20 protein-coding genes and 1 riboswitch are annotated in these 24,791 nt (G+C 44.9%); of the genes, 8 read left to right on the top strand and 12 right to left on the bottom strand.

The window, feature by feature from the left end; translation table 11 throughout:
- Positions 1-214 precede the first annotated feature (214 nt).
- On the top strand, positions 215-2,320 hold the full coding sequence (locus V2I46_03190) for a copper-translocating P-type ATPase (protein MEE4176492.1): 2,106 nt from the start codon (positions 215-217) through the stop codon (positions 2,318-2,320).
- A gap of 31 nt (positions 2,321-2,351) precedes the next feature.
- Here V2I46_03190 and V2I46_03185 read toward each other — a convergent pair whose 3' ends face one another.
- Positions 2,352-2,948 (bottom strand): DNA polymerase ligase N-terminal domain-containing protein, encoded by a 597-nt coding sequence (locus V2I46_03185; GenBank protein MEE4176491.1) that lies wholly within the window; start codon positions 2,946-2,948, stop codon positions 2,352-2,354.
- Positions 2,949-3,175: 227 nt separating this feature from the next.
- On the bottom strand, positions 3,176-4,093 hold the full coding sequence (locus tag V2I46_03180) for a YihY/virulence factor BrkB family protein (GenBank protein MEE4176490.1): 918 nt from the start codon (positions 4,091-4,093) through the stop codon (positions 3,176-3,178).
- 491 nt (positions 4,094-4,584) lie between these two features.
- Here V2I46_03180 and V2I46_03175 point away from each other — a divergent pair, with 491 nt between their 5' ends.
- Positions 4,585-5,130, top strand: coding sequence for a hypothetical protein (locus V2I46_03175; GenBank protein MEE4176489.1), 546 nt, complete (start codon positions 4,585-4,587; stop codon positions 5,128-5,130).
- Positions 5,131-5,499: 369 nt separating this feature from the next.
- Positions 5,500-5,697 (top strand): dodecin family protein, encoded by a 198-nt coding sequence (locus V2I46_03170; GenBank protein MEE4176488.1) that lies wholly within the window; start codon positions 5,500-5,502, stop codon positions 5,695-5,697.
- Positions 5,698-5,757: 60 nt separating this feature from the next.
- Here V2I46_03170 and V2I46_03165 read toward each other — a convergent pair whose 3' ends face one another.
- Positions 5,758-7,095 (bottom strand): sigma-54 dependent transcriptional regulator, encoded by a 1,338-nt coding sequence (locus V2I46_03165; protein ID MEE4176487.1) that lies wholly within the window; start codon positions 7,093-7,095, stop codon positions 5,758-5,760.
- Between the two features lie 62 nt (positions 7,096-7,157).
- Positions 7,158-9,437 carry an ATP-binding protein gene (locus V2I46_03160; protein MEE4176486.1) on the bottom strand — a complete coding sequence of 760 codons (2,280 nt, stop codon included), beginning with the start codon at positions 9,435-9,437 and terminating at the stop codon, positions 7,158-7,160.
- A gap of 233 nt (positions 9,438-9,670) precedes the next feature.
- Between V2I46_03160 and V2I46_03155 the strand changes: the two genes are divergently transcribed.
- The gene (locus tag V2I46_03155) at positions 9,671-10,519 is read left to right on the top strand and encodes a universal stress protein (protein ID MEE4176485.1); all 849 of its coding nucleotides are present in this window, start codon (positions 9,671-9,673) and stop codon (positions 10,517-10,519) included.
- A 534-nt stretch (positions 10,520-11,053) separates the two neighbouring features.
- Here V2I46_03155 and V2I46_03150 read toward each other — a convergent pair.
- The 3 genes from V2I46_03150 to V2I46_03140 form a co-directional block, all read right to left on the bottom strand.
- On the bottom strand, positions 11,054-11,239 hold the full coding sequence (locus tag V2I46_03150; GenBank protein MEE4176484.1) for a CsbD family protein: 186 nt from the start codon (positions 11,237-11,239) through the stop codon (positions 11,054-11,056).
- A gap of 281 nt (positions 11,240-11,520) precedes the next feature.
- Positions 11,521-13,185, bottom strand: a complete 1,665-nt coding sequence (locus V2I46_03145; protein MEE4176483.1) for a M20/M25/M40 family metallo-hydrolase — start codon at positions 13,183-13,185, stop codon at positions 11,521-11,523.
- 90 nt (positions 13,186-13,275) lie between these two features.
- Entirely contained in the window at positions 13,276-14,739 is a 1,464-nt protein-coding gene (locus tag V2I46_03140) for a M48 family metalloprotease (protein MEE4176482.1), read from the bottom strand.
- 138 nt (positions 14,740-14,877) lie between these two features.
- A riboswitch (SAM riboswitch) is annotated at positions 14,878-14,977 on the top strand.
- Between the two features lie 296 nt (positions 14,978-15,273).
- Here V2I46_03140 and V2I46_03135 point away from each other — a divergent pair.
- Together V2I46_03135 and metH are read left to right on the top strand one after the other, a co-directional pair.
- Positions 15,274-16,227: a methylenetetrahydrofolate reductase gene (locus tag V2I46_03135; protein MEE4176481.1), complete on the top strand. Its 954-nt coding sequence runs from the start codon at positions 15,274-15,276 to the stop codon at positions 16,225-16,227.
- A 17-nt stretch (positions 16,228-16,244) separates the two neighbouring features.
- Positions 16,245-19,925 (top strand): methionine synthase, encoded by a 3,681-nt coding sequence (gene metH, locus V2I46_03130; protein ID MEE4176480.1) that lies wholly within the window; start codon positions 16,245-16,247, stop codon positions 19,923-19,925.
- 18 nt (positions 19,926-19,943) lie between these two features.
- On the opposite strand, the gene V2I46_03125 is transcribed toward metH, so the two are convergent.
- From V2I46_03125 to V2I46_03110, 4 genes are all read right to left on the bottom strand, one after another.
- Positions 19,944-20,777, bottom strand: a complete 834-nt coding sequence (locus tag V2I46_03125) for a metal ABC transporter permease (protein ID MEE4176479.1) — start codon at positions 20,775-20,777, stop codon at positions 19,944-19,946.
- Complete coding sequence (locus tag V2I46_03120) at positions 20,774-21,517, bottom strand: ATP-binding cassette domain-containing protein (protein ID MEE4176478.1); 744 nt, start codon at positions 21,515-21,517, stop codon at positions 20,774-20,776. The genes V2I46_03125 and V2I46_03120 overlap by 4 nt, the downstream gene beginning before the upstream one ends.
- Complete coding sequence (locus tag V2I46_03115; GenBank protein MEE4176477.1) at positions 21,514-22,401, bottom strand: zinc ABC transporter substrate-binding protein; 888 nt, start codon at positions 22,399-22,401, stop codon at positions 21,514-21,516. Before V2I46_03115 ends, V2I46_03120 begins: the two co-directional genes overlap by 4 nt.
- 70 nt (positions 22,402-22,471) lie before the next feature.
- On the bottom strand, positions 22,472-22,882 hold the full coding sequence (locus V2I46_03110; protein ID MEE4176476.1) for a transcriptional repressor: 411 nt from the start codon (positions 22,880-22,882) through the stop codon (positions 22,472-22,474).
- Positions 22,883-23,012: 130 nt separating this feature from the next.
- Between V2I46_03110 and V2I46_03105 the strand changes: the two genes are divergently transcribed.
- Positions 23,013-23,612 carry a hypothetical protein gene (locus tag V2I46_03105; GenBank protein ID MEE4176475.1) on the top strand — a complete coding sequence of 200 codons (600 nt, stop codon included), beginning with the start codon at positions 23,013-23,015 and terminating at the stop codon, positions 23,610-23,612.
- Positions 23,593-24,300 carry a DUF2490 domain-containing protein gene (locus tag V2I46_03100; protein ID MEE4176474.1) on the top strand — a complete coding sequence of 236 codons (708 nt, stop codon included), beginning with the start codon at positions 23,593-23,595 and terminating at the stop codon, positions 24,298-24,300. Before V2I46_03105 ends, V2I46_03100 begins: the two co-directional genes overlap by 20 nt.
- A 94-nt stretch (positions 24,301-24,394) precedes the next feature.
- Here the strand turns inward: V2I46_03100 and V2I46_03095 are convergent.
- Positions 24,395-24,791: hypothetical protein (locus V2I46_03095; protein MEE4176473.1), on the bottom strand; the 397-nt coding region annotated here is incomplete at its 5' end.

The following is a 24,791-nucleotide window of genomic DNA, read 5'->3' as shown; positions in this document are numbered from 1 at the left end:
TCGACAAAGAGAATCGAGGATCATTTGGCTCATTGAAGTAAGGAAGAGCTGCCTGGTTGGACTGTCTTCCATTGCCTGTCCCGAGTACTGCGATTTTAGTTGCCGTATGGTGTTGTCAGGATTTCATTCAAAAAGTTTGTAGGGGAAAAGAGTAAAAGACTGGTCAAATAACCGAATCTTTAAAAGACTTTCCAAATTATTAAACCAACAACAAATGGAAAAACATCATCACAATCATAAAAAATCCGTTCCGGACAAAGAACAAGATAAGAATGCTCACTTCAACCACAATAAAGAACACGACCATAAAAAGGGTCCGGGCGATTCAGAAAGCGACCACAATGACCATCAGGGGCACGGCCACAGCCACAGCAACCATCATAAAAAAATGGCAGAAGACTTCAAAACCCGATTCTGGGTATCGCTTTTGTTTACCGTTCCCGTTATTTTGCTAAGCAGCATGGTCCAGGACTGGTTGGGTTATGAACTGGACTTCACTGGCCGAAGTTATATCGTTTTCGGGTTTGCCTCCGTGCTCTTCTTTTATGGTGGATGGCCTTTCCTGAAAGGCCTTGTGAATGAACTAAAAGAAAAGCAGCCAGGCATGATGACCCTCATCTCCCTGGCCATAACCGTAGCCTATCTTTACAGCACAGCGACGGTTTTTGGCCTTTCGGGTCAGCCCTTTTTCTGGGAGCTGGCTACCCTGATAGTGGTTATGCTTGCCGGACACTGGCTGGAAATGAAGTCGGTGATGAGGGCCTCGGGCGCACTCGATAAATTAATGGAACTCATGCCTGATAAAGCACACCGTATAACAGACTCAGGTACAGAGGAGATTAAAACCGGTGAGATCGAGGAAGGCGATAAACTGCTAATAAAACCGGGAGAAAAGATCCCAGCCGACGGGATCATTTTCGAAGGAAGCTCATCCATTGATGAATCAGTAATCACAGGCGAATCAAAACCTGTTGAAAAAAAGGAAGGTGATGAAGTGGTAGGCGGTTCGGTAAACGAGAGGGGTTCCCTGAAGATCGAAGTAAAAAATGCAGGCACTGATTCTTACCTGTCGAAAGTGGTTGACATGGTGAGAAAAGCTGGTAAAGAGAAATCGAAAACACAGCATTTGGGCGACAAAGCCGCATTCTGGCTTACCATTGTGGCCATTACTGTCGGCTTTACAACCCTGGCAGCGTGGCTGATTGCAGGAAAAGATTTCAATTTTGCCCTAACCCGAATGGTAACTGTAATGGTTATTGCTTGTCCGCATGCCCTGGGTCTAGCCATCCCCCTGGTTGTTGCCATTTCCACTTCTGTATCCGCCAACCATGGATTGCTGATTCGTAATCGCACCAGTTTTGAGAATGCTCGCAAAATCAGCGCGGTGGTGTTTGATAAAACCGGAACCCTTACCTACGGCAAATATGGTGTGTCACGCTTCGAAGCACTGGATACTGGCGGTTATGACAAGGAGGAAATCCTTACCCTGGCTGCTTCCCTGGAAAAAGAATCAGAACATCCGATAGCTGAAGGGATTGTCAAGAAAGCAGAAGAGGAGAAGCTGGACATCCCGGACCCAGAGAAGGTGGAGAACCTCACCGGTGAAGGAATCAGGGGGAAAGTGAATGGAAAGGACATTAAAGTGGTTAGCCCTGCCTACCTTGACAAAAATAACATTAAAGTGGACCAAAAGGAAGAGCCTCAGGAAACCGAAACATTGGTTTATGTTGTGATTGATGACCAGGCTGCAGGATTCATTGCACTGAGCGATAAACTTCGCGAAACCGCCAAAGAGACCATTGAAAAGTTGAAGAAAATGGATATCGACTGTTATATTCTCACCGGGGACAATGAAATTGTGACAAAAAGTATTGCCAGTGAACTTCAACTTAAGGGATACTTTGCTGATGTTATGCCGGATAAGAAGCAAGACAAAATAAAAGAATTGCAGAAGGAAGGACATTATGTGGCCATGGTTGGAGACGGAGTAAACGATGCACCTGCCTTAGCCCAAGCCGATGTTGGCATAGCTATTGGATCAGGCACTGATGTTGCTGCTGAAACGGCTGATATAATTTTGGTGGAAAGTGATCCGGCTGATGTGGTTAAATTGATCCGTTTCGGAAAAGCAACCCATAAGAAGATGATTCAAAACCTTATTTACGCCACTGGCTACAATGTGGTGGCCATACCTTTGGGTGCAGGTGTCCTTTTCTGGGCTGGCATTATGATCAATCCAGCTGTTGGCGCCATCCTGATGAGTTTAAGTACAGTAGCGGTGGCAATTAATGCCCAGTTCTTGCGAAAGAAACTCCAATAATTCGAGGTCCTTCCTTTCTGCTGGAGAAACATTACAGGTCCTCGATCGTTTTTTTCGACAATATGGATTTGGGTTGGGTTTTCAAAGGTTTACGCCTGGCATCCGCCTCATCATCCTTCATTTTCGTTAACAACCATTTGTCGGTGTCCTGTTTGTTGAAAGTATTGATCAACACATACCCGCCTTTCAGCTTCTTACCTTCAAGCCAGACTTCCACTTTGCCATCCTCAAAGGATTCCTGCATTGGCATGCTTTCTTCCTTTGTCTTGCGAAGGTTGCGGTAGGTGCCACCATCCCAAACGATCACCTTGCCGGCACCATACTCACCTTCGGGGATGGTGCCTTCAAAGCTGGCATACTCAAGGGGGTGGTCTTCGGTAAGCAGCGCCAATCTTTTTTCCGAAGGGTCAGTGGAAGGCCCCTTGGGGATAACCCATGATTTCAAAACCCCGTTTATTTCAAGGCGAAAGTCATAATGCAACTGACTTGCATCATGCTTATGAATAACAAACCTTGGCTTTTTTGATGCTTTCTCTTTTCCCTTTTGGGGTTCCGGCGTCTTGTTAAAATCACGCTTCTTATTATATTCGTCTAGCAATTCTTTATCCGATTTCTTTTTCTTGTTCATTTTTTTGTCTTTAGCGTTTAAAAAAGATGGTTTCTATTCTCCATGAAAACATTGTGCCATGATGTTTTGATGACCTGAAAAGATTAAAGAAGACATCTGAAATTTCAAATGGACCGCACATTAAGTGCATAAGAACTTAGCAAAACATTGAGGCCTGTTCATTTCGGATGAAGCATATCAGCTATACAGCTGAAAACAAAAAATAGAGATCGTTTTACCAACCACGACTATTCCGGCTTATTTTTAAATTTCGCATGGCTCTTTGGCTTAAATTTATATCCATAGCGCCTGGTATAAATAGCCGTAAATTCTGCGCCAAAAAACAAAATAAGGCATGAGTATGAAACCCATAATAAAATAATTATTATCGACCCCGCAGCACCATAAACATTGCCCGGACTGGCCTCCCCAAAATAATAGGTTAATCCTTCTTTTCCAATGGCAAATAACAACGAAGTGATAATCGCACCAATCCAAACACTTCTCCAACCTATATGTACATCCGGCAAATATTTATAGATTAATGCAAATAAAACCGTAATGACACCAAATGAAATCAGCAGTTCTGCAATCCACAATATCAGGTAAGCGATGTTTGGAATCCACTGTACAATATAATCCTGTAAAGCCCTGAGAATGGCCGAAATAACAAAACTAATGAGTAATAAAAATCCGACAACCAAAACAAAACCAAAACTTTTTGTCCGGTCGATTAGATATTGCAGTATTCCACTTTTGGGATCTGACTCAACTTCCCATATCTTGTTAATGGATATTTGCAGGTGGTAAAAGACCCCTGTTGCACCAAAAACAAGGGCAGCAACACCAATTACTGTTGCAATCCATGAGCTTTCGCCGCTTCCCGCATTTTCTATTATCGACTTAATAGCGTTGGCGGCAGACTGCCCAAGGGTTGCCTTAATCTCAGCATAAATGTGCCCTTCAACGATTTCAGCGCCCCAAATATAACCCAGCATGGTAATAATGATAACCAGCAGGCCTGGCAATGACAGGATGGCATAATAAGCCACTACGGCGCTTAACCGCCATGGGTCATCCTCGTTCCATGAAATGGCAGTTCGTTTTATCAAGCCTGGAATATGCTTTATATTAAAGCGTTGGTTGTTTTCCGGATCCGGTACCATTGAATTACAGATTGATGTTTAATAAATGATTCAAAAAGCCTTCCAAATACTTTTTGCAAGGCCTATCATCAGCTTTTCTTTCAAAAAACCGGGTATTAAATGGAGCCTGCGCTGGGAAAAATGGCGTTATGCAAGCTTCAGCCATAGAAATTCTTCAATAAAGAAAAACAGCAATCAGGCAATTATTTCATCAAAAGATCATGGGCCATCCTGTGGAATAATTTCCCCATTTTAGGTTTTTCTTTCCCCATTAGCTTCTATTGGCCAAAATAATATTTTGCTAAAGAAGCGGGGATCACCATTTTAAGCAAATAATATAATGATTTAATACCAATTCATTAAGCCGTTTTTTTTGAAATATTGAAGTTCCGGTATGTTGATTTTGATCAGTTTCCGGTATAATTATTGGCCGCAATTACTCGTACACGGTCTTATTAGTTAATGGATACAGAATCTGTTCAAAAATCTCTAAACCCAAAAATTTTAAAATCATGAAAAAGAAAATGATTCCTTTCGTATTATCCATTGCATTTATCCTGCTTGCCTTTGTTTCCTGCCAACAGCAGTCTTCTGAAGCAGAATTTCAGGAAAACATGGCCGAAATAATGTTGGAAATGCAAGATGTGGTTGAGGAAATCAACGAAATCCAGGATGAAGGAGATATGTCCGTTTTTATCAACAAAACCGATGCTCTCCTCAACAAGCTGGACGATCAGATTGATGAATACCACAATGAAATGGACAGAGCATTGCAGAAAATTGAAAAGGAAACCCGCGACAGGATTATCAGGATAAAACAAAAAATGGTTGAAATTGACTTCCGATTGGCTTTAATAGATGAGGGTGAGACCATAAGGCAGAGAATCCGGCCTACTGTTTATCCTTACATTCAACCAATGCCTATCGACACTTTGGAACCTGCACTGGACGAACCCCTCACAGTACATTACGGGACAGAGGTCAAGAAGGAAATAATAAACAATCTCAATGAACTCCAAAGCGAAGTAGAAGGGTTCATTACATCCTGGGGGGATTAAACCAAAAATCAAAAAACGCAGAAACATTCATCTGTCATGGCTTGTATTATGCCTTCTCTTTTGGCACATCAACCATTGTGGATGGCATTCTACAATCTCATGTTTTTTAAAAACCATGAGATCTGAAGGAAAACACATCTTTTTTGTTTTCAGAAACCCAACTAGTGAATAAACCAATATTGGCTCAGTTTCCCCAAGGCCAACACCTGCACAACATATAATTTTTTTAAAAACCATCCAGATACGCTGCAAACTACCACAAAGTACCTTAGCTGAACAAACTTAAAAACGTTCCAAGTATTTATGGCATGGTTTTATCACTCTAATAAACGAATTAAAAATTAAAAAAAAGGAGTAAAAGTTATGGGAATGATTAAAGTTATTGAAGTTATTGCTTCATCTGATAAGGGTTTTACCGAAGCTACCCAAAATGCTTTAATGGAAGCCGCTAAAACGGTTAAGAACATTAAATCAATCTACATTAAGCACATGAACGCCAATGTAGAAAACAACAAGATTGTTTCATATGCAGTGAATGCAAAAATCTCTTTTGAGATCGAGAAATAAGCAATCGTACTAAGAGGTAAAACGAGGCTGCTGTGATAAAAAACTATTGCAGCAGCCCTCTTAATAATTAATTCCAAACCGGCTGAGTTTGTTATATAAGGTTTTTCTGTCGATTTTCAGAATTCTTGCAGCCAAAGATTTGTTGTAGTTGGCTTCTTTCAGGGCCTTTTCAACAACACGTTTTTCAGCTATTTCAGAGGCATTTTTTAAGTCAAGGGCATTCCCATCCTGCCATTCCAGTTCTGTCTTTCGATCATTTTCGGTTCTCAATTCTTCGGGCAAGCAATCCAATGACACAAAATCGCCCCGTGCAATCAACACGCTGCGTTTTACCACATTGTGCATTTCACGCAAGTTACCATACCATGAGTAATTCTTAAAGGCCTTGACAACGTCGTCATCAAAATCCTTAACATTTTTCTTAAGATCCAGGTTGGCCTCTTTCAGAAAATGTCGTGCAAAAATTAAAATATCGTCGCCGCGTTCGCGCAATGGAGGCAATTCAATTTTGAATTCATTAATCCGGTGATACAAATCTTCCCTGAAATGTCCATCCCCAAGGGCTTTAAGAAGATCACGATTGGAAGCAGAAATGATGCGAACATCAACGTCAATGGATTTGCTGTCGCCGACCCGGGTGATTACTTTTTGCTGTATCACCCTAAGCAACTTCACCTGTGTTTCGTAAGGAAGGTTTCCAATTTCATCCAGGAAAATGGTTCCACTATTCGCTTGCTCAAAATAGCCCGATTTATTGGCTATTGCACCGGTAAATGCCCCCTTCACATGACCGAAAAGCTCACTGGCTGCCAGTTCACGGGGTATGGCACCGCAGTCAATAGCCACGAATTTTTTGTTTTTGCGTGCGCTATTACCGTGGATAAGTCGGGCGATGTATTCTTTTCCAGAACCGGTCTCCCCCTGTATAAGCACTGACATGTGGGTAGGGGCCACCAGTTTTGCCTGGTCAATGATATTTAGCATTCTTGGACTGTTCCCCGTAATATACTCCACCTCTTTTTCGGCAATACTGCTTTTCTTCTGGATGGCCCGCTGAACAATATCACTGATCTCTTCGGGATAAATCGGTTTGGTAACATAATCAAAAGCCCCCGATTGTATGCTCTCCACCGCAGCCCGAATCTCAGCATAGGCGGTCATCATGATAACAACCGAATCAGGAGATAACAGCTGTATTTTCTGTAATAGCTCCGTTCCGTTGATGTCCGGCAGGCGGATATCACACAGGACAACATCAATTCGTTTACTGCGAATCAGTTGAAGGGCTGCTTTCCCCTTCGAAGAAGTATAGGTCAGATAACCCTCACGTTTAAAGTAATTATCCAGCAAGGTGATAATATAAGGATCATCATCTATAATCAGGATGGAAGGGCGCATATATGTGTCGTTTGAATAAACTTATCGTAAAGATAATTAATAATCAGGGCTTCTCCCATACATTATAAGAATTCGATCCTGGCTTTTTCAATGGAGGCAATACAAGCATCTATCTCCCTGATGGCATGCTTAATAAGCTGAGGATCCTCTTCAATGTTTTTCTTTTTCATATACCGGCGCTCGATAAGCCTGAGCAGGTCTGCTGTTTTTCTGAAACCCAGTTGCTCAACCGAGGCCAGCAACCGATGGGCTGATTCAGCAATACCACGATAATCCCTTGCTTTCAATGAGGCTTTGATTTTCTTTTTCATAGTTTTGCCGTTATCTATGAAAGCATCAAGCATCAATAGCGTAAACTCTTTATTTCCCTTGGTTATTTTTAGCAACTCGTTTAGATTATCGTCCGGATCTGTTTTTTCGAGACGGGAAGAATGTGCCATATCAGATCTCTCACCCATTCTTTCGAAGGTGTGATTTACCAATTTACCGAGGAGGTGTTCTTCCTTAAAAGGCTTGAGAAGAACATCATCCATCCCAGCCTTATAATACTCCTCGATGTGTTTTCTTAAAATATTGGCTGTCATGGCAATGATTCTTGTCCGGGACTTCAATCCATATTTATTCTCCATTTTTCTTATCCGTTGCGCCACATCAATTCCGCTCATGCCAGGCATATTGATATCCAGTAGGATCACATTATAATCCCCCGAACTGAATCGATTTAAGGCCTCTTCGCCTGAGCTGGCAAAAACACTTTTCACTTTATATTGATCAAAAATCACTTTTACCAGCAAGCTATTCACTGGATCGTCATCGACAAAAAGCACTCTCAAGTGATTAACCGGGGCCTCGGGCAAAAAAGAGCACGAATAATCACGTTCCGGCAATTGTTTGGTTGTTTTTTTAAAAGTCAAAGCGAAGGAAAATGTTGATCCTTTCCCAAGAGTACTTTGAACTAAAATATTACCCCCCATTGATTCGACAAGATCCTTACTAATGGTCAGACCTAATCCGGAGCCGAAGTACCTGCGGCTAATCGAGTTATCGGCCTGGTGGAAAGGCTTGAAAATAGATTCCAGTTCATCAGGAGCGATGCCGATACCCGTATCTTTCACCATGAACCGCAAGGAGATTCTTTCAGGGTTATTCTCCTGGGTGGAGCAGATTAGGGTGATCCCTCCCTTTTTAGTGAACTTAATGGCATTATTCACCAGGTTGATTAGGACCTGACGCAGTTTGGCCGGGTCGCCCAGCAAGACTTCTTGTTGGTCAGGATCGCATTGAATCTGAAAATCAAGGTTTTTACTTTTATACCGGAGCTCCAGGACATCGTTAACGGCTTTAAGCACGTCAGCCAACCTAAAGGGTTCTTCTGTCGCTTCAACCTGTCCCGATTCAATCTTTGTTAATACTAAAATGTCATCAATGGTTGATAAAAGGTGGTGCGATGAATTATTCACCACTTCAATAAAAGAAGTTTGTTTTTTCGTCAGCCGGGTTTTACTTAATTGTTCACTAAATCCAATGATCGCATTAAGCGGGGTTCGGATCTCGTGCGACATCTTGGCAATAAAATTGCTTTTGGCCTCATTGGCCTCTTCAGCCTCCTTTTTTGAAATCTTTAGCCTTCTCTCAGCCAGCTTGGTTTCCGTGATGTTTTGCAAAACGATCACACACAAAGGACCTTCTTCCGGATGTTTAAGAGGTGTCAGGCGGGCGGCATAGTGTTCTCTTCCATGCATTAATTCCCTGCTTACGGATGTCCCTTCAAAAGCAATCTCCAGCAATGGTTTTAAAACCTTTACTAACCCCCCAGGAAGGCGTTCCACCAAACTTTCGGCCTCAAAATCGGACACGACATTTTTTCCGCGACCAATACTGCAATGCACATGAAGATTTTTATCGACAAGCATCATAATAAGGCTCGGAACATTCTCGGCAAGAACTTTCCAGCACTTTAGTTCTTTCAGCCTCTGGTCATGCCCTTCCATTCCATCTCCCATAATAATGCCCGACTCAACAAAATTGAATTTTAGGGGATCCTTCTCTACCCCAGAAATTTTAAACTGAGCGAATAGTTTAACAAGGGCTCCATCTTTTCGTACATGCTGAATTTCTTTCCCAGGGTGAATCTTATGCGCTCTTTGCAAAAGACTATTCAACTCATCGACCAGATCAGTCTTCCCTGCTGGCAGAAGGGTTTGAATAGACTCTCCAAGTAACTCATCCGGGCTTGAATATCCCAGAAATTGAAGGGCAGGCTGGTTAATTTTTATTATTTTCCATTCCGAATTATAAACGATAACAGGATTGGGCATTATTTCCAGAAACCTGTCCTTCATGATGGCAATTTCTTATGGTTCTACAAATTTTTAACTGAATTTTCATTGCATAATTTACAAAAAATTTCAGGACTGTTGATATTGTTCCACAAAAAACAAAACACTCAGCCGACAATTATATTCATAAGCATCTAATTATTAAACCATTACAAAATTTTAACCAACAACAGAACGATTGGTACAGAATTGGCATTTTAATATAAAAAAGGAACTACCATTAAATCTCAAGAGAAATGAACGTTAGAAGATTATTGGTCTTGACCGACTTTGATGACCTGTCAAAAAAAGTTTTATCATTTGCAAAGAAGCTCGCGGAGCAACTCAAGGTTTCAGAAATCGTTTCATTGAATATCATCACGCCCTCCTACATCTACACGACTACCGGAGATATGATTGCCACAGAGAGTTTAAAAGCCAATCAGCTTAATAATGTGATATTAGAAAAAAACCAGGAACTTGCCGAAAAAGAGGCCAGGCGTTTTTCTACTGATAAGATAATGGTCATCCCCAAAGTCACATTTGGACATAGCGTTACCGGTTTAAACGACGTCATGGAGGAATTAGGTGCAGGACTCCTGGTAAGCGGCAGCCGGGATGAGAACAGTTTTTGGGAAAAATTATTTGGATCTGACACAGAGAAGATTATCCGAAAGATCGATTACCCGGCAATAATACTCAAAAAGGAAACGGAAGTCAGTGAAATCAGGAATATTGCTGTTGCCATTGATGTTAACGAAGAAAACCAGGAAGGCTTGAAAGAAATTCTTGACTTTGGTAGTGATTTCGATGCCCACTTACAGCTCTTGCATGTTATTTCCGATAATAAGATATCCTCGGAAGAAGCCATTGAAAAGCTCCATAACCTGGCAAAGAAATACGAATTAAAAAATTATGAAATCAATATTGTCAACAACGACAGCCTTGAGAGTGGCCTGCACAGCTTCATCAGGAAGAACAACCCAGACATGATCGCTGTACTTTCCCAGGGAAAAAGTAAGATAAAGAAGCTCATCTTCGGCAGCAATATTGAAGATATAATTGAAGAAGCAGATAAACCTGTTTTTATCAGCAGGGTAAGTTAATCTGAAAACCAAAATAAATAAGGTTTTAAGAAGAGGTCCTCTCAAACCAGGGAGTGGCCTCTTCATTTTGTCCGGCTCAGCTCTCCCTGATGCAAAACCCATTCATAATATTTTTTTTGGGGGCCAGGTAAGGCATTAAAATTTACCAGCATAAACACTTCTCATTGCAATCACCAGCTAATCTGAATGCATTTGAAGTCCTAACAGGGTCTTACCAGGTTCGGAGTTCAGTCGTAGTTCAGACGTGCACACACGTTTAAACTACGTCTAAAATACGTGTTATCTAAATTTTATTTATGAATAAAGAAATACCCTGAAAAGGCCCTTTCCCCTGCCGGTGGCAGTATCGGATTTTGCGGAGAAGGTTGGTCGAGAAGCAAAAAATGAGGGCGAAGGGGTTCTCCTGGATGGCAAAAAAGGGGCTGCCTCACCTTATTGAGACAGCCCCTTTTACTTTTGGTCAATTACTGAATATTCAATTTCACCATTTTTGCCAAAACGGGCCTTGAATATTCAATTTGGGTATTTCTTGATTTACATGGATTCAATTTCCTTTATTAGTTCGTCACGGGTCTTACCTAATTTCTTCTGGATTTTCCCCAGCATTTCCTCTCCTTTGCCTTCGCTATAGGTAAGATCGTCGTCGGTCAGACTGGCATATTTCTGTTTCAGTTTCCCTTTCAGTTCATTCCAGTTTCCTTTAATTTCAAATTTGTCCATAATATCGGTTTTTAATTGATTAACAATAAATTCAAAAAAGATACTCTGGAATTACATGTGAAAAAATTATGCCAAAAATGTTCTTTATGACCCGTTTTGTTCTGAAAAGAACCATTGCAGGGATTGACAGGCCAAAAGGCATACAACTCCATTTAAAAAATAAATGGAAGAATGTAGATTTGGGGATAAAAATCCACAACAGGATGGAAATCATGTAACAGGTGAAACAGGGACCCTATCCCCTGTCGATGGATCCTAAACAACCCATGTAAAAAACAGTCTCACCGCTCACTTCTCATTTCTTCAGTTGCTTCCCTGATGGGTTGGAACTCGCTTCCCTCGCGCCATCGGGGCCAGTCGCGGCTGGTGGACAATTCCTGCCCTATTTTAAAATAAAGCCAGAGGTTTTCGTCTATTCCTTCCCAGACCCAGTGCTCGGTAATCACATCGGTGGGACGGTGGTAGCGACTTCTGAGATCTTGCTCAGCCCATTCGGCGAAGGCTTCATCCTTGTCTACATAGTCGCGCCCGCTGCCAGCATAGAGCATAGGTACGCCCTTGCGCATCAGGGGAAAATGATCGGAGCGGTAAAAGGCACCCCGCTCTGGGTGGCTTTCAGGCTTAAGGACACGATTTTGCTCAGTGGCATATTGCTCAAGATAATCCTGCATCTGCGAGGCATTGTAACCTACAACGTTCAGGTCGTGAGTAGGGCCGTAAACATTCACCGCGTCGATATTTATGCCGCCGACGGTCTTCTCAAGCGGAAAGAGGGGGTTTTCGGCATAGTAGGCCGAACCGATCAGGCCCGACTCTTCGGCTGTCACGGCAAGGAACACCACCGAGCGCTGGGGCGGGGGATCCATGGCGGCAAACTTTTCGGCCAGGGCAATAATGGAAGCCACGCCGGTAGCATTGTCCACTGCCCCGTGATAAATGGCGGTGCCTTCTGGCCCTTCCACCTTTCCGAGGTGGTCCCAATGGGCCATGAAGAGGATGGTCTCGTCGGGATATTCGGAGCCTTTCACATAGCCGGCCACATTATAGCATTCAGCCTGAGAATAGTATTGGTCGAAGCTTACGCTGGCGGTCATCTCCAGGGAGAAAGGCTGGAACCCAGCCTCAAGAGCCATGGTTTTCAAGTCCTGGAGGGTATACCCAGCCTTTTCGAACAGTTGTTCGGCCGTGCTTTTCTGGATCCAGCCCTTGACAAGGACCTCGGGGCCGTTGCCATCGCCACCCACCTGGTACTGGGGGCCCGACCAGGAGTTGCGCACCACTTCCCAGCCATAACTAGCGGGATCGGTCTCATGGACGATGAGCACGGCAGCGGCGCCCTGGCGGGCAGCTTCGGCATATTTATAACCCCAGCGGCCGTAGTAGGTCATGGCAAATCCGGTGAACAGGGTGGAATCCTTGAGCTCATAACCCGGATCGTTGACCAGGACAATAACAGTTTTGCCTGTTACGTCGATATTCTTATAGTCGTTCCACCCATATTCAGGAGCCACGATGCCATATCCGGCGAAAACCAACTCACTTTCCTGAAGGTCGATACGGTCCTGCAGCACGGAAGAGCCCACGATCATTTCTTCGGGATAAGAGAAGGATAACTCCTCTCCTGCCTTACTGAGCACCAAGGGCGAAATATTTTCTCCGGTCACCTCCACCAGGGGCACAGGCTGGCGGTAGCTGTCACCATTGGCGGGAAGGAGACCGATCCGCTTGAACTCCTCTTCGATGAAGGCTACTGTTTTTCTTCCGCCCCGCGTGGTAGGGGCGCGCCCTTCAAATTCAGGAGATGACAGGGTTTCTACCAGTTGCTGATAAGAATTACTGAAAGGTTCGTTTCCAGAGTTTTGATTCGACTGACAGGATATCAAAAAAAGAATCGTGATAAGACCTGACATCAACCACGAAAAGGCCGGAAAAACATTTTTTGTCATTGATTTTGGAATTAAGTTGTTGAAAAATCCATGTGCTACCACCCATGCAGGAGGAAAAGTTCTTTGAAAAATTGAAAAAAATTATGGTCTTTATTGCCCAAGGACCTTAATCATTTTGCCTGCCTGCACCCTTTCTGTCAGCTCCATATTATTGAGGAATGAATGCTCTTCCATTTTCTGGGTGGTGACCCCGTGGTAGCGGAGAGCATCACTGAGGGTTCCGGATTGCTGCACCCGCTTAATGTAAATCCTGGTGGGTTTGACATTGATCCTGGCAGGATCGGTTAACCTGGCAAAGCTCCCCATCGTGCTATTGAAGCGCGGCAAAACACTATCAAAAGTTTCCGCTAAACTCACCCCGTGGAAGACATAAAACGTTCCATTGTCATTGATATAATTCGAACGGATGCGCAGGTTTTGAACCTGTCCTGTGCTTTGATCCTGGCTCGACTGTTCTGACAACACGGCAATGGCAGGCATCCCGTTAACGGTGACATTCTGGCTTTCAAGCACATTGACCTCCAGTTGCTGAAGGTCGTTCTGGGCGGCTGCCTGAAGGTTGCTCCCCTGAACCAGCATGAATATCATCAGGGCATTGCCATCCTGTGGCGCCATGCGAACCTGCATGGGAGAGTTTTCGAAAAGCCAGCCCGCAGGGTAATTGAATTTGAATTTCAGCTCGGGATGATAGAAGACATTGTTCTCAGTATAGCCCTGGCGGGGATCCTCGCCATAGACCATGCCTTCGATCATTTGAAGGTAGTGGTTATCATTTACCTGCCAGGTGGCAAAGTCCAGGCTGTCCTTCCAGAGCAGCGCATCGCGGTTCACATCGTTATAACGGTCGCCGGGATCGGGGTGAGTCGATAGGAAAGTGGGCACCCCGCCCTGTTCAGGTGGAGGATTCATCCTGATAAGCAGTTTGTAGAAATCAGCAAATTTTGACCCGTCATAGCCAATCCTGGAAGCGTATTCCACGCCCAAACGGTCGGCTTCACGCTCATTATCCCTGCTGAAGCTAAGAAACAAAAGTTGCATGCCTTGCATGGCATACTCGCCATATTGCCTGAATTTTTCAGAGGCGATCATTCCACCGATCAGCAATAATTGAGCGAGAGTTTGCTTGCTTTGGTTGCTGACCGAATGGCGGGCGGTGATATGGCCCATTTCGTGGCCAATAACGCCGATGAGTTCTGCTTCATTGTTAAAATGGGTCATGATACCTCGGGTAAGGTAAATGTATCCCCCGGGTACAGCAAAGGCGTTAACGACAGGTGAATCGAGGATCTTGATGTGATATTCGAGGTTTGGCCGGTGGGAGATCAGTCCCATTTCCCTGACCTTACTGTCGAGAAAGACCTGCAGATCCGGATCCTCATATAAGCCAAAAGTGGCAATGACCTGGGGGTCGTATTCGGCTCCCATGGCAACCTCCTGGTTAACAGACATCATCATGAACTGCTTTTTGCCTGTCACAGGGTTAACGGAACAGGTAGGAAGGAACATGAGTGCAGTTAAGGCCAATACGGAAAAGGCAAACTGTCGGTATTTCATAATGGGTGCATATTTAAAGAATCAAGATTTTTTGCAGGCATTAAATTTAGCCATTATTTTTTCCAGAAACAAAAAATGCAATAAAACAAATGATCAGAAAAGTTGTTACTTTTGATAAGCTTAAGTCTTATTCAGACCGGTTTATAAAGAAGAGCAGAGAGAACAGGCTCAATGAAGCTCTGGCAACCCGCCTGGTGTAAGGTGCCAAAACCTGCCTTAACTAAAGGAATTATAAACGAAGTAGAAAATGCAAACTCCCGTAATCAACTTTTTTCTTCACAGGGTGCATATGGCTATGCACAGGCCTGGCTGCTGATTTTTTGTCAGCATAAACCAGGCTACTTTCATCACAACCAGTTTCTGAAAATTAGATTGCTTTAAGACAATGAACAATGTTTCCTTGCTCTTTAAACAGGTGAATTATTATGCCAAGGTTTTAAGTAAATATCCGCTGGTTAGCGGACACGTTCGCTCGCAATAAACACATCATTTTAACTTGGAACATTGAACCGCAAACCCCAAACTTCAAACTCCATGACCATACCCGAACATATTTCCCAAAGCACGCACCCCCGCATCAGCTATGAGTTGCTCCCCCCAGTGAAAGGCAGCAGTATAGACACCATTTTCTCGACCCTCGACAAATTAATGCCTTTTGACCCGCCCTTTATAAACATCACCTATCATCGTGAAGAGGTTTCGTATGTAAAGCAGCCCGATGGCAGCCTGAAACCCGGGGTGGTGCGTAAGCGTCCCGGCACGGTTGGCATTGCTGCGGCCATCCAGGCTAAGTACAAGGTGGATGTGGTTCCTCATATGATCTGTGGAGGCTTCTCACGCCAGGAAACAGAAGACGCACTTATTGATCTTGACTTTTTGGGCATACACAACCTGCTGGTGGTACGCGGCGACGGCGACAAGATAACGGGACGGTTTACACCCAACCCCCTGGGTCACCGGCATGCTTCAGAGCTTCTTGAACAGATCATTGCCATGAACCAGGGAATTTACCACGAACAATACGTTGAAAGCCCCACCCGGACCAGTTTTTCGGTAGGTGTTGCCGGTTACCCGGAAAAACATCCCGAATCGCCTAACCCTGATGAGGACCTGTTTTACTTGAAGCAGAAAGTGGACAAAGGAGCCGACTATATTGTCACGCAAATATTTTATGATAATCAGGTTTTCTTTAACTTCGTGAAGCGCTGCAGGGAAGCCGGCATCCAAGTCCCCATTATTCCGGGTTTGAAGCCCATTTCGATAAAGGACCACCTCCAAATGCTGCCAAGGACTTTCAGCCTGACCATCCCGCCTGACCTGGTGAAAGCCGTTGGAGCCTGTTCCGACAACAAGCAAGTGAAGGAAGCAGGAATCGAATGGGCCACTGCCCAGATCAGGGAACTGATAGCCAATGGTTTTCCCTTCATCCACATATATACAATGGGCCAGGTTGACCACATTATTAAGATATCAGAGAAAGTGCTGTAATTACAAAAAAGAAAAAAATGACTAGCCTGAATACCCTTAAAGCACTGCTGAAGCAACGTATCCTGGTACTGGATGGAGCCATGGGAACGATGATCCAGCGTCACAAATTGCAGGAAGAAGATTTCCGCGGGGAGCGCTTTGCCCATATCACACAAAAGGTGAAGGGCAATAACGACCTGCTCTCCCTGACCCAACCCCATATCATCAAGCAAATCCACGAGGCGTATCTGGAAGCCGGTGCTGACATTATCGAGACTAACACTTTCAATGCCACCTCAATATCATTGCACGATTACGGGATGGAAGGTCTGGTTTATGAACTAAACCAGGCTTCTGCCCGCCTGGCACGTGAGGCCTGTGAAGCTTATACACTTCTAAACCCCTCGAAGCCGCGTTTTGTGGCAGGCTCTTTGGGTCCCACCAACAAGACAGCCTCCCTCTCTCCCGATGTGAGCAGTCCTGCCTACAGGGCTGTCACTTTTGACCCGCTCAGGGATGCCTATTATGAGCAGATTCGTGGCCTCATGGATGGAGGTGCTGATATTCTTTTGGTGGAAACCGTGTTCGATACCCTTAATGCCAAGGCTGCCCTGATGGCCATCTCGGACTACGAAGAGGCGCATGAAATGAAAATACCGGTAATGGTATCCGGAACAATTACTGACGCCAGTGGCAGGACCCTTTCGGGGCAGACCCCCGAGGCCTTCCTGGCTTCAATAACGCATGCCAGTTTATTGAGTATCGGTTTGAATTGTGCCATGGGAGCTGAACAGCTCAGGCCTTTCATGGAAGTCCTCAGCAAGCATTCCTCTTTCGCGGTTAGCGCTCATCCGAATGCAGGACTTCCCAACCAGTTCGGGCAATATGAGCAGACTGCCCCACAGATGGCCGCCATCATCGAGGACTTCCTGAAGGAAGGGCTGGTAAACATCGTGGGAGGTTGCTGCGGGACTACCCCAGAACATGTACGCCTCATTGCTGAATTGGCCGAAAAATACCCGCCAAGGAATATCCCGGAACCATCATCCCTCACCCGCCTGAGCGGCCTGGAGCATTTGGAGATCAGGCCCGACTCAAACTTTATCAACATCGGGGAGCGTACAAATGTGTCAGGATCCACCAAATTTGCCCGTCTCGTCAAGGAAGAAAAATACGAGGAAGCCCTAAGCGTTGCCCGTGAGCAGGTGGAGAACGGCGCGCAGATTATTGACATCTGCATGGACGATGCTATGATTGATGCCAGGGCTGCCATGACGCGCTTTCTGAACCACATGGCTGCTGAGCCAGAGATTGCAAAGGTGCCGGTCATGATTGATTCCTCCAAGTGGGAGGTGATCGAAGCAGGGCTGAAATGCGTGCAAGGGAAGAGCATTGTCAACTCCATCAGCCTCAAGGAAGGGGAAGATGTATTTCTGCAGCAGGCCAGTCTTATCCACCGGTATGGGGCCGCTGTGGTGGTGATGCTCTTTGATGAAAAAGGACAGGCCGATACTTATGAAAGGAAGATAGAAATTGCGGAAAGGGCATATCGCCTGCTAACCCGGCAGGTGCACTTCCCTCCCCAGGACATCATCCTGGATCCCAACATCCTGGCCATTGCCACGGGCATTGCAGAGCACAATAACTACGCCCAGGATTACATCAAGGCTTGCCGCTGGATCCGGAAAAACCTGCCCCATGTTCATATTAGCGGAGGGGTCAGCAATCTCTCTTTTTCCTTCCGTGGAAACAACCATATCCGTGAAGCCCTGCATGCTGCATTCCTTTTTCATGCGATCCAGGCAGGTATGGATATGGGCATTGTGAACCCTTCCCTATTGATGATTTACGATGAAATACCTCCTGAACTTTTGCAGCTGGTGGAGGATGCCATTCTGAACCGCCGTAAGGACGCCACCGAACGTCTGCTTCTTTATGCGGAACAAGTGAAGGAGAAGCAGGGCGGCAAACGCGCGGAGAGTGACCGTGACGCCTGGAGAAACCTCCCCATTAGGGAAAGGCTGGCCCATGCCCTGGTGAAGGGGCGTGATGAATTTATTGAACAGGATACTGAAGAGATGCGCCTGCAAATGGAAAAGGCGCTGGAAGTCATAGAGGGCCCGCTAATGGACGGCATGAATTATGTGGGTGATCTTTTTGGCTCAGGGAAGATGTTTTTGCCACAGGTAGTGAAAAGCGCCCGGGTAATGAAAAAGGCAGTTGCTTGGCTCACGCCCTTCATTGAGGAAGAAAAAAGCCTGCATGGAAATGTGAGCAGCGCCGGCAAGGTTTTGTTGGCAACCGTGAAGGGTGATGTGCACGACATCGGCAAAAATATTGTGGGGGTTGTTTTGGCATGCAACGGCTTTGAGGTTCTTGATCTTGGGGTGATGGTGCCTGCCGAGAAGATCCTGCAAACGGCACTGGAAGAAAAGGCGGATATTATTGGCCTGAGCGGACTGATCACCCCTTCCTTGGATGAAATGGTTCATGTGGCTTCAGAGATGAAGCGGCAAGGGTTCAACTTACCCCTGCTGATTGGCGGGGCGACCACCAGTTCCTTGCATACGGCTGTAAAGATTGCCCCGGCTTTCGATCATGGAGTGATCCACGTGAAGGACGCCTCAAGGGCAGCAAAAGTCTGCAGTACTTTAATGAGCCGCCAGCGTAAAGAATTCATTGAAGATACCTATGCCGATAGCACCCGGCAAGTGGAAGAGCATAACAAGCGCAGCGCCCAGAAAAAATATCTAAACCTGAAGCAAGCGCGACAGAATCCATTCAGATATGACCCTGAAAAAGCCAGACTAACCAAGCCAAAAATGATAGGCGTTAAAGTTTTTGATGATTATCCCCTCAAGGAGATCGCGAATTATATTGACTGGACCTTTTTCTTTTACGGCTGGGAGATCAAGGGCAAATTCCCGACAGTGCTGGATGACCCCCTCAAAGGCAGGGAAGCCCGTAAACTATTTGATGATGCGCAGAAGTTGTTGCAGCATATCATCTCCAACGGACTTCTGAAAGCCCGCGGTGTGGCAGGAATATTTCCGGCCAACAGCCTTCAGGAGGACGTGATCATTTATGAAAATGAGGAACGTAATAAAGAAATCTTGCGTTTCAACTTTCTTAGGGTTCAGGAAGTAAAGGAAGAGCCGGGCAAAGTTAACCTTTCACTTGCCGATTACATAGCACCCTTACATATGGGTCTGGCTGACCATCTGGGTGCCTTTGTGGTAAGCGTTCACGGAGCTGATGAATTGGCAGATACCTTCAAGGACCAAAAGGACGATTACAACAGCATCATGACAAAAATGATTGCCGACCGTTTGGCTGAAGCCTTTGCTGAGCTATTGCACGAGAAAGTGCGAAAAGAACTGTGGGCGTATGATTCAGATGAGGATCTTCACCTAACCGAATTACTGCGTGAAAGTTATGCGGGCATACGTCCGGCAGCGGGCTATCCTGCATGCCCAGAACACAGCGAGAAGCAAAAGATCTTTGATCTTTTGGGAACCGAGAGAAACACCGGAGCTTACCTCACGGAAGGTTTTAGCATGGTTCCTGGTGCTTCGGTATCAGGCTGGTATTTTGCCCACCCCGGAGCCCGTTACTTCAACCTGGGAAAGATAACACAAGAACAGGTCGAACAATACGCCAAGAGAAAAGAAATTTCAATTGCAGCAGCGGAAAAACTCCTTCGGCCGAACTTATTGTAAGATTTGATTTCCTTTTTTTCAAGACTTTCGGCGAAGAACCCGCTCCCGAAGCATTACAATAGCCTTCACAACAAAGAATTGCAGGGTAAGGAAGAAAATAATGGCTGCCCCTGAGGGAATGTTAAAGAAATAGGAAACAAACAACCCTATCAGGGAACCTGTAATGCCCCACAAAGCTGCAAGCGGAATAATGCGGGCAAAGTTACGGGTGAAGAGCATGGCGGTAATTTGGGGGATGGTAAACAGGCTCAGCACCAGGATGATGCCCACTGAGCGAATGCTGATGACAATGGCCAAAGCAATGATGACTGACATGGTATAGCGGAAAAATTCTACCGGCACCCCCATGATTTTTGAAAACTCAGGATCAAAGGCCGTATGTATGACTGGTCTGAGGTATATCCTGAAAAACATTGCCACTAGAATAGAAAAGGCCAGCAAAAGGTAAAGTTCAGTCTTACCAACCGAAAGGATGCTGCCAAACAGAAAACTCATCAAATTGGGGGTATAACCTGGTGTCAGGAAAACGAAGATGATTCCTAACGCCATTCCCAGAGACCAAAGGATAGCAATGGCACTATCTTCGCGGACTTTTCCCTTTTGCGAAACCCACTCAATTCCTATAGCCGACAAAACAGCAAAAACAGCAGCACCTATAAGGGGGTTGATACCAAAGAAATAAGCCATTCCAATCCCACCAAACGAAGCGTGGGTGATACCCCCACTGATAAATACGATCTTTCGGGAAACGATGTATGTACCCACCATCGCTGAGATTATGCTGGTGAGCAATGCGGCCGCCAGCGCATTCCTGAAGAATGCATACTCCATTATGGAGAAAAACTCACTCATATGTCATGCTCTTTTAATACCCGGTGAGGCACTGGCCCGTGGGCGATGATATCAACCGGACAATTATAAACCTTCAGGATGTCCTCGGTAAGTTGATTTGAGGGATGATAATGCAGGTTACCATTCACACAGGCAATGGTCTTCACTATTGGGCTAATGGTACCTATGTCATGGGAAACCAACAGAATAGCCATTTTGTCATTCAATTTATTTAGCCACTGATATAACTCCCGTTCGAACCCCTTATCCACAAAAGTATTGGGTTCATCAAGGATGAGCAATTGAGGCTCATTAATGATTGCCCGACTCAATAAAGCTTTCTGCAATTGTCCTCCCGAAAGCTCCCCAATGGGTTTTTTGGCAAATTTGGTTAATGCGGCTTCATCCAGCAGTTGACAGACCCTGTCCTTCTGCTCCCTGGTCAGATGGGGAATTAATGACCTTTTTGATTTGAGTCCCGAACATACCAGGTCTTTTACAGTGATGGGAAAACTCTTATCAATGGAGGAAACCTGGGGAAGATACCCCATCCGTGGCTTCCCCTGGGGAAAGGAAATGTTCCCATTAAAAAGCGGCAGGATACCCAGGATGGCTTTCACCAGGGTGGTCTTGCCTCCGCCATTGGGCCCAATGATACCAATGAAATCGTCAGGAAAGATCTTGAGGTTAACGCTTCTCAAAACGGTTTCTGAGAAATACCCTGTGGAAACATCTTTCAGTATTACGAGGGGTTTTATCATTGAAAGTGTTGTTTTAATACTTCCATTAAATGATTCATTTCGTGCATCCAGTCGTAGGCCATAGGGTTAATACGAACAATGGTAGCCCCGGTTTCTGCGGCAACCAATTCCGCGTTGCGCTGGTCGTATTCTTCCTGGATAAATATCACCGGGATGCTTTCTGCCCTTGCCTCCGAAATAAGGTGACTCAGCTGAGCTGGGGAAGGCTCCTTGCCTTCGTGTTCGATGGAAACCTGCTCAAGGCCATAATCCCGGGCAAGGTATGTCAGGGCAGGGTGAAAGATCAAGAAACGCTTTTGCAGCATGTTTTGAGTGGTCTCAAGCATCTCAGCATGCAGTAGTTCCACTTCCTCCACTATGGCTGGGAAAGCTGCGTCAACCTCATCCTGGTATTCCGGATAAACTTCAACGAGGGCATCACGAATTTCTGGCAGCAGGCTTAGCATAACTTTGGGGGACATCCAGACGTGGGGATCTACTCCTCCTTCATGAACATGATCTCCGTGAACAATGGGTTCGCCACGAATCAGCTCCACCTTGGAAGAAAGATCCACTTCAAGCAGTTCTGGGTTGATTTCACTCAAGCGCCGAATGAAGGCCTGTTCATAGCCCAGATAGCCAAAACGAAAATACAACCCTGAATCGGAAAGCTTTTGCATTTGCCGTGCAGAAGGGGAATAGGTACCATGGCTTGCCCCTTCAGGGACCATCACATTCACTTCAAGCGTCTCACCCGTCAACCGGTCGACAAAATATTGAAGCGGCAAGATGCTCACTGAAACAATATCTGTTTTAGGCTCCCGGATTCCGCAACTTATCAGGAATGCAGGCAATAGCATCAAAAGCAAAATAGCTCTTAAGTTATACTTTTTAACAACTTTCATTTTTTTAGTTTTATTTAATTTTTCCAAAAACTTTTCATTGCTGGAAAAGGAATAATCAAGTCGACCCCGTTTAATTTTTGCATTTTTTGCACCTTCCCTGGATCAAAAGGTCAAAGTGAGTGGCTTCAAAACCCTCAGGAAGATCTGGTGTGCCAAATACTTTGTGAGAAATGCAAAATACCCCGTTGCACTCACCACAGAAAAAATGGATATGATGACTGCTTTGTGCCACATCATTTTGGGGCGTAAGGGCATAGCGCAACTCACCACCATCAAGGGCAATGCTGTGAATCACATCTTGTTTCAAAAAGCTCCTGAGTGAACGGTAGACCGTAGTCCGGTCGAAATGTTCACCGATCTTTTCCCGGATCTCCGGCTCAGATAGGGCTGACCCCGCCTTCCTCAAAGCTTTCAATATCTCTATACGGCAACGTGTACGTGATAATTTTTTCTCCTCAAGCAAAGCATAAATCTCTTCCATAAAGGTTAATTTTTTGCAACCTTGTTGCAAATTTAAGCTTTTTCCCTTTTCTTATTACCTTTTAGAAAAAAATTCACCAAAAAATCAACAAATAATTTAATCCACGGTTTAATTACAAAACGGGCCAAAAATGAAAAAAAAGATTAACCTTCTTTTCCTAATCCTGACATCAGTCGGAATGAGTTCTCTTGCCCAGTCAGTTGAGAAAAGGGAATTTGAACAATCTGTTAAGATGCATCAAGTCCCCGGGCAGATATTGGAATACCTCTCCCCTTTTATGGACAAGGCCAAAAAGGTAAAATACTTCCGGGAATCGGATGGGGAAAACCTGACATGGGAGGTTAAATTAAAATTCAAGGGAAGACAATTCAGTATTGAGTTTTTTGATAACCACACGTTAAAAGACATTGAAGAGTTGGTCAGGTGGAAAAGCCTTGAACCGGAGGCAGGCGTGCCCCTGAATGATTATTTTGAATCAAATTATCGCCGTTTCCGGATCAAGCGGATACAAAAACAGTACCATCCTGGAAAAGATGTAGAAATGACAGCATTCATTGAAAAGGTCCTTTCCGCCGATAACCTGCCTCCCAGCGGCTTTGAAATCGAAGCCGAGGTCAGAGGTCATGACCGCGGTGATTTTGGGTTTTTCGAATATCAGTTCGATGCTTCCTTTAACTTGGTTTCCAAACGTAAAATAATCCCGGTTTCCGATGGCAACTTACTTTTTTAAAAGGTTAATAATTCTTTTGTTTGCCATCATGGGGGTTTCAGTCTTTTCACTGAAAGCACAGACTCCTGTTGAATTCAAGGCAGAACCTGCTTTATCCCTTTCGTGGAAAATAAATGACCGCTGGGGGCTGAACGGCCAAGTAAAGATGGGACAACTACTTAACGGCAATACTGCCAGTGGATTTGAAAAATCTTTCACCGAGCGTTTTGAATTGCAGGCTTTTGCCAATTATTCTCTTTTTGGTTCAAGAAAAATTTCGCTGGGATATGTGGCCGGAATGGATGACCCATTTCTGGAGGAACCAGGCTATGAGCATCGCATTACTGAACAGTTTTCTTTTGTTTCTACTGCGGGTCAGATTCGCCTAGCTGTTAGGCTGAGGGCTGAACAGCGTTTCCGTACCAGTGGCTTTCAGCAAAGGTACCGGGCCCGCATTAGTACCGACATTCCTCTGCGTGGCGAGCGCCTTGATGAAACCGAACCTTACCTGATCCTTCAAAATGAAATCCTTGCATCACCTGCTGATGGAGAAGTGCCTCTGGACAACCGTCTGGATGCCGGTATTGGCTGGCTGCTTCCCGGAAAACAAAAATTTCAGGTGCAACTGCAACACCGTTTTGAGAAAATGAACCTCCCCCACAGGGGTCACGTCATTCAAATCGTAACAGCCTATTTCTTTAATTTTTAGGAGGGAGGTCTCCTGAAAATTTGACTACTTCAAGTCCTTCCGGAAATAAAAATGAGTAGGGTTTCTGCCAGATTTGCTGAATCAGGCCCAGCGCTCATCCTATTTTAAACTGGAAGAACAGGAAAAGCCTCTTTTTCAGATTCCGAATTTTTTTTCTTGCTATTGAAGTTTTGGCTTCGTTTTCCTTCGCGGGATAAAGAAACTGCATGGCCTTTTCCGGATCAAAAGGATTTTCACGGAAGTATTCAAGCATGGCTTTCACGCCAAGACATTTCTGGATGTCATCTTTTCGGGACCTCCTGAAAAACAGATTGGATGGATGAAGGTGTTTTTTCTCAAATTCTGGTTTCCCTTCAAAGTTGATCTCAAGGATATTGATCTGATAATCAGGGGTATCAGAAAAACTAACCGATTCCACCTCAGAATACTTCAGGCTATAAAACCTGTTGCCAAAAGCTTCCACAAGCTCTTTCCCGAAAAACTCCCCCTCA

It is taken from the genome of Bacteroides sp. (assembly GCA_036351255.1).
Classification (GTDB): Bacteria; Bacteroidota; Bacteroidia; order Bacteroidales; family UBA7960; genus UBA7960.
The sequence above is the reverse complement of the archived record's forward strand: the minus strand, read 5'-3'. Positions and strand labels throughout refer to the sequence as shown.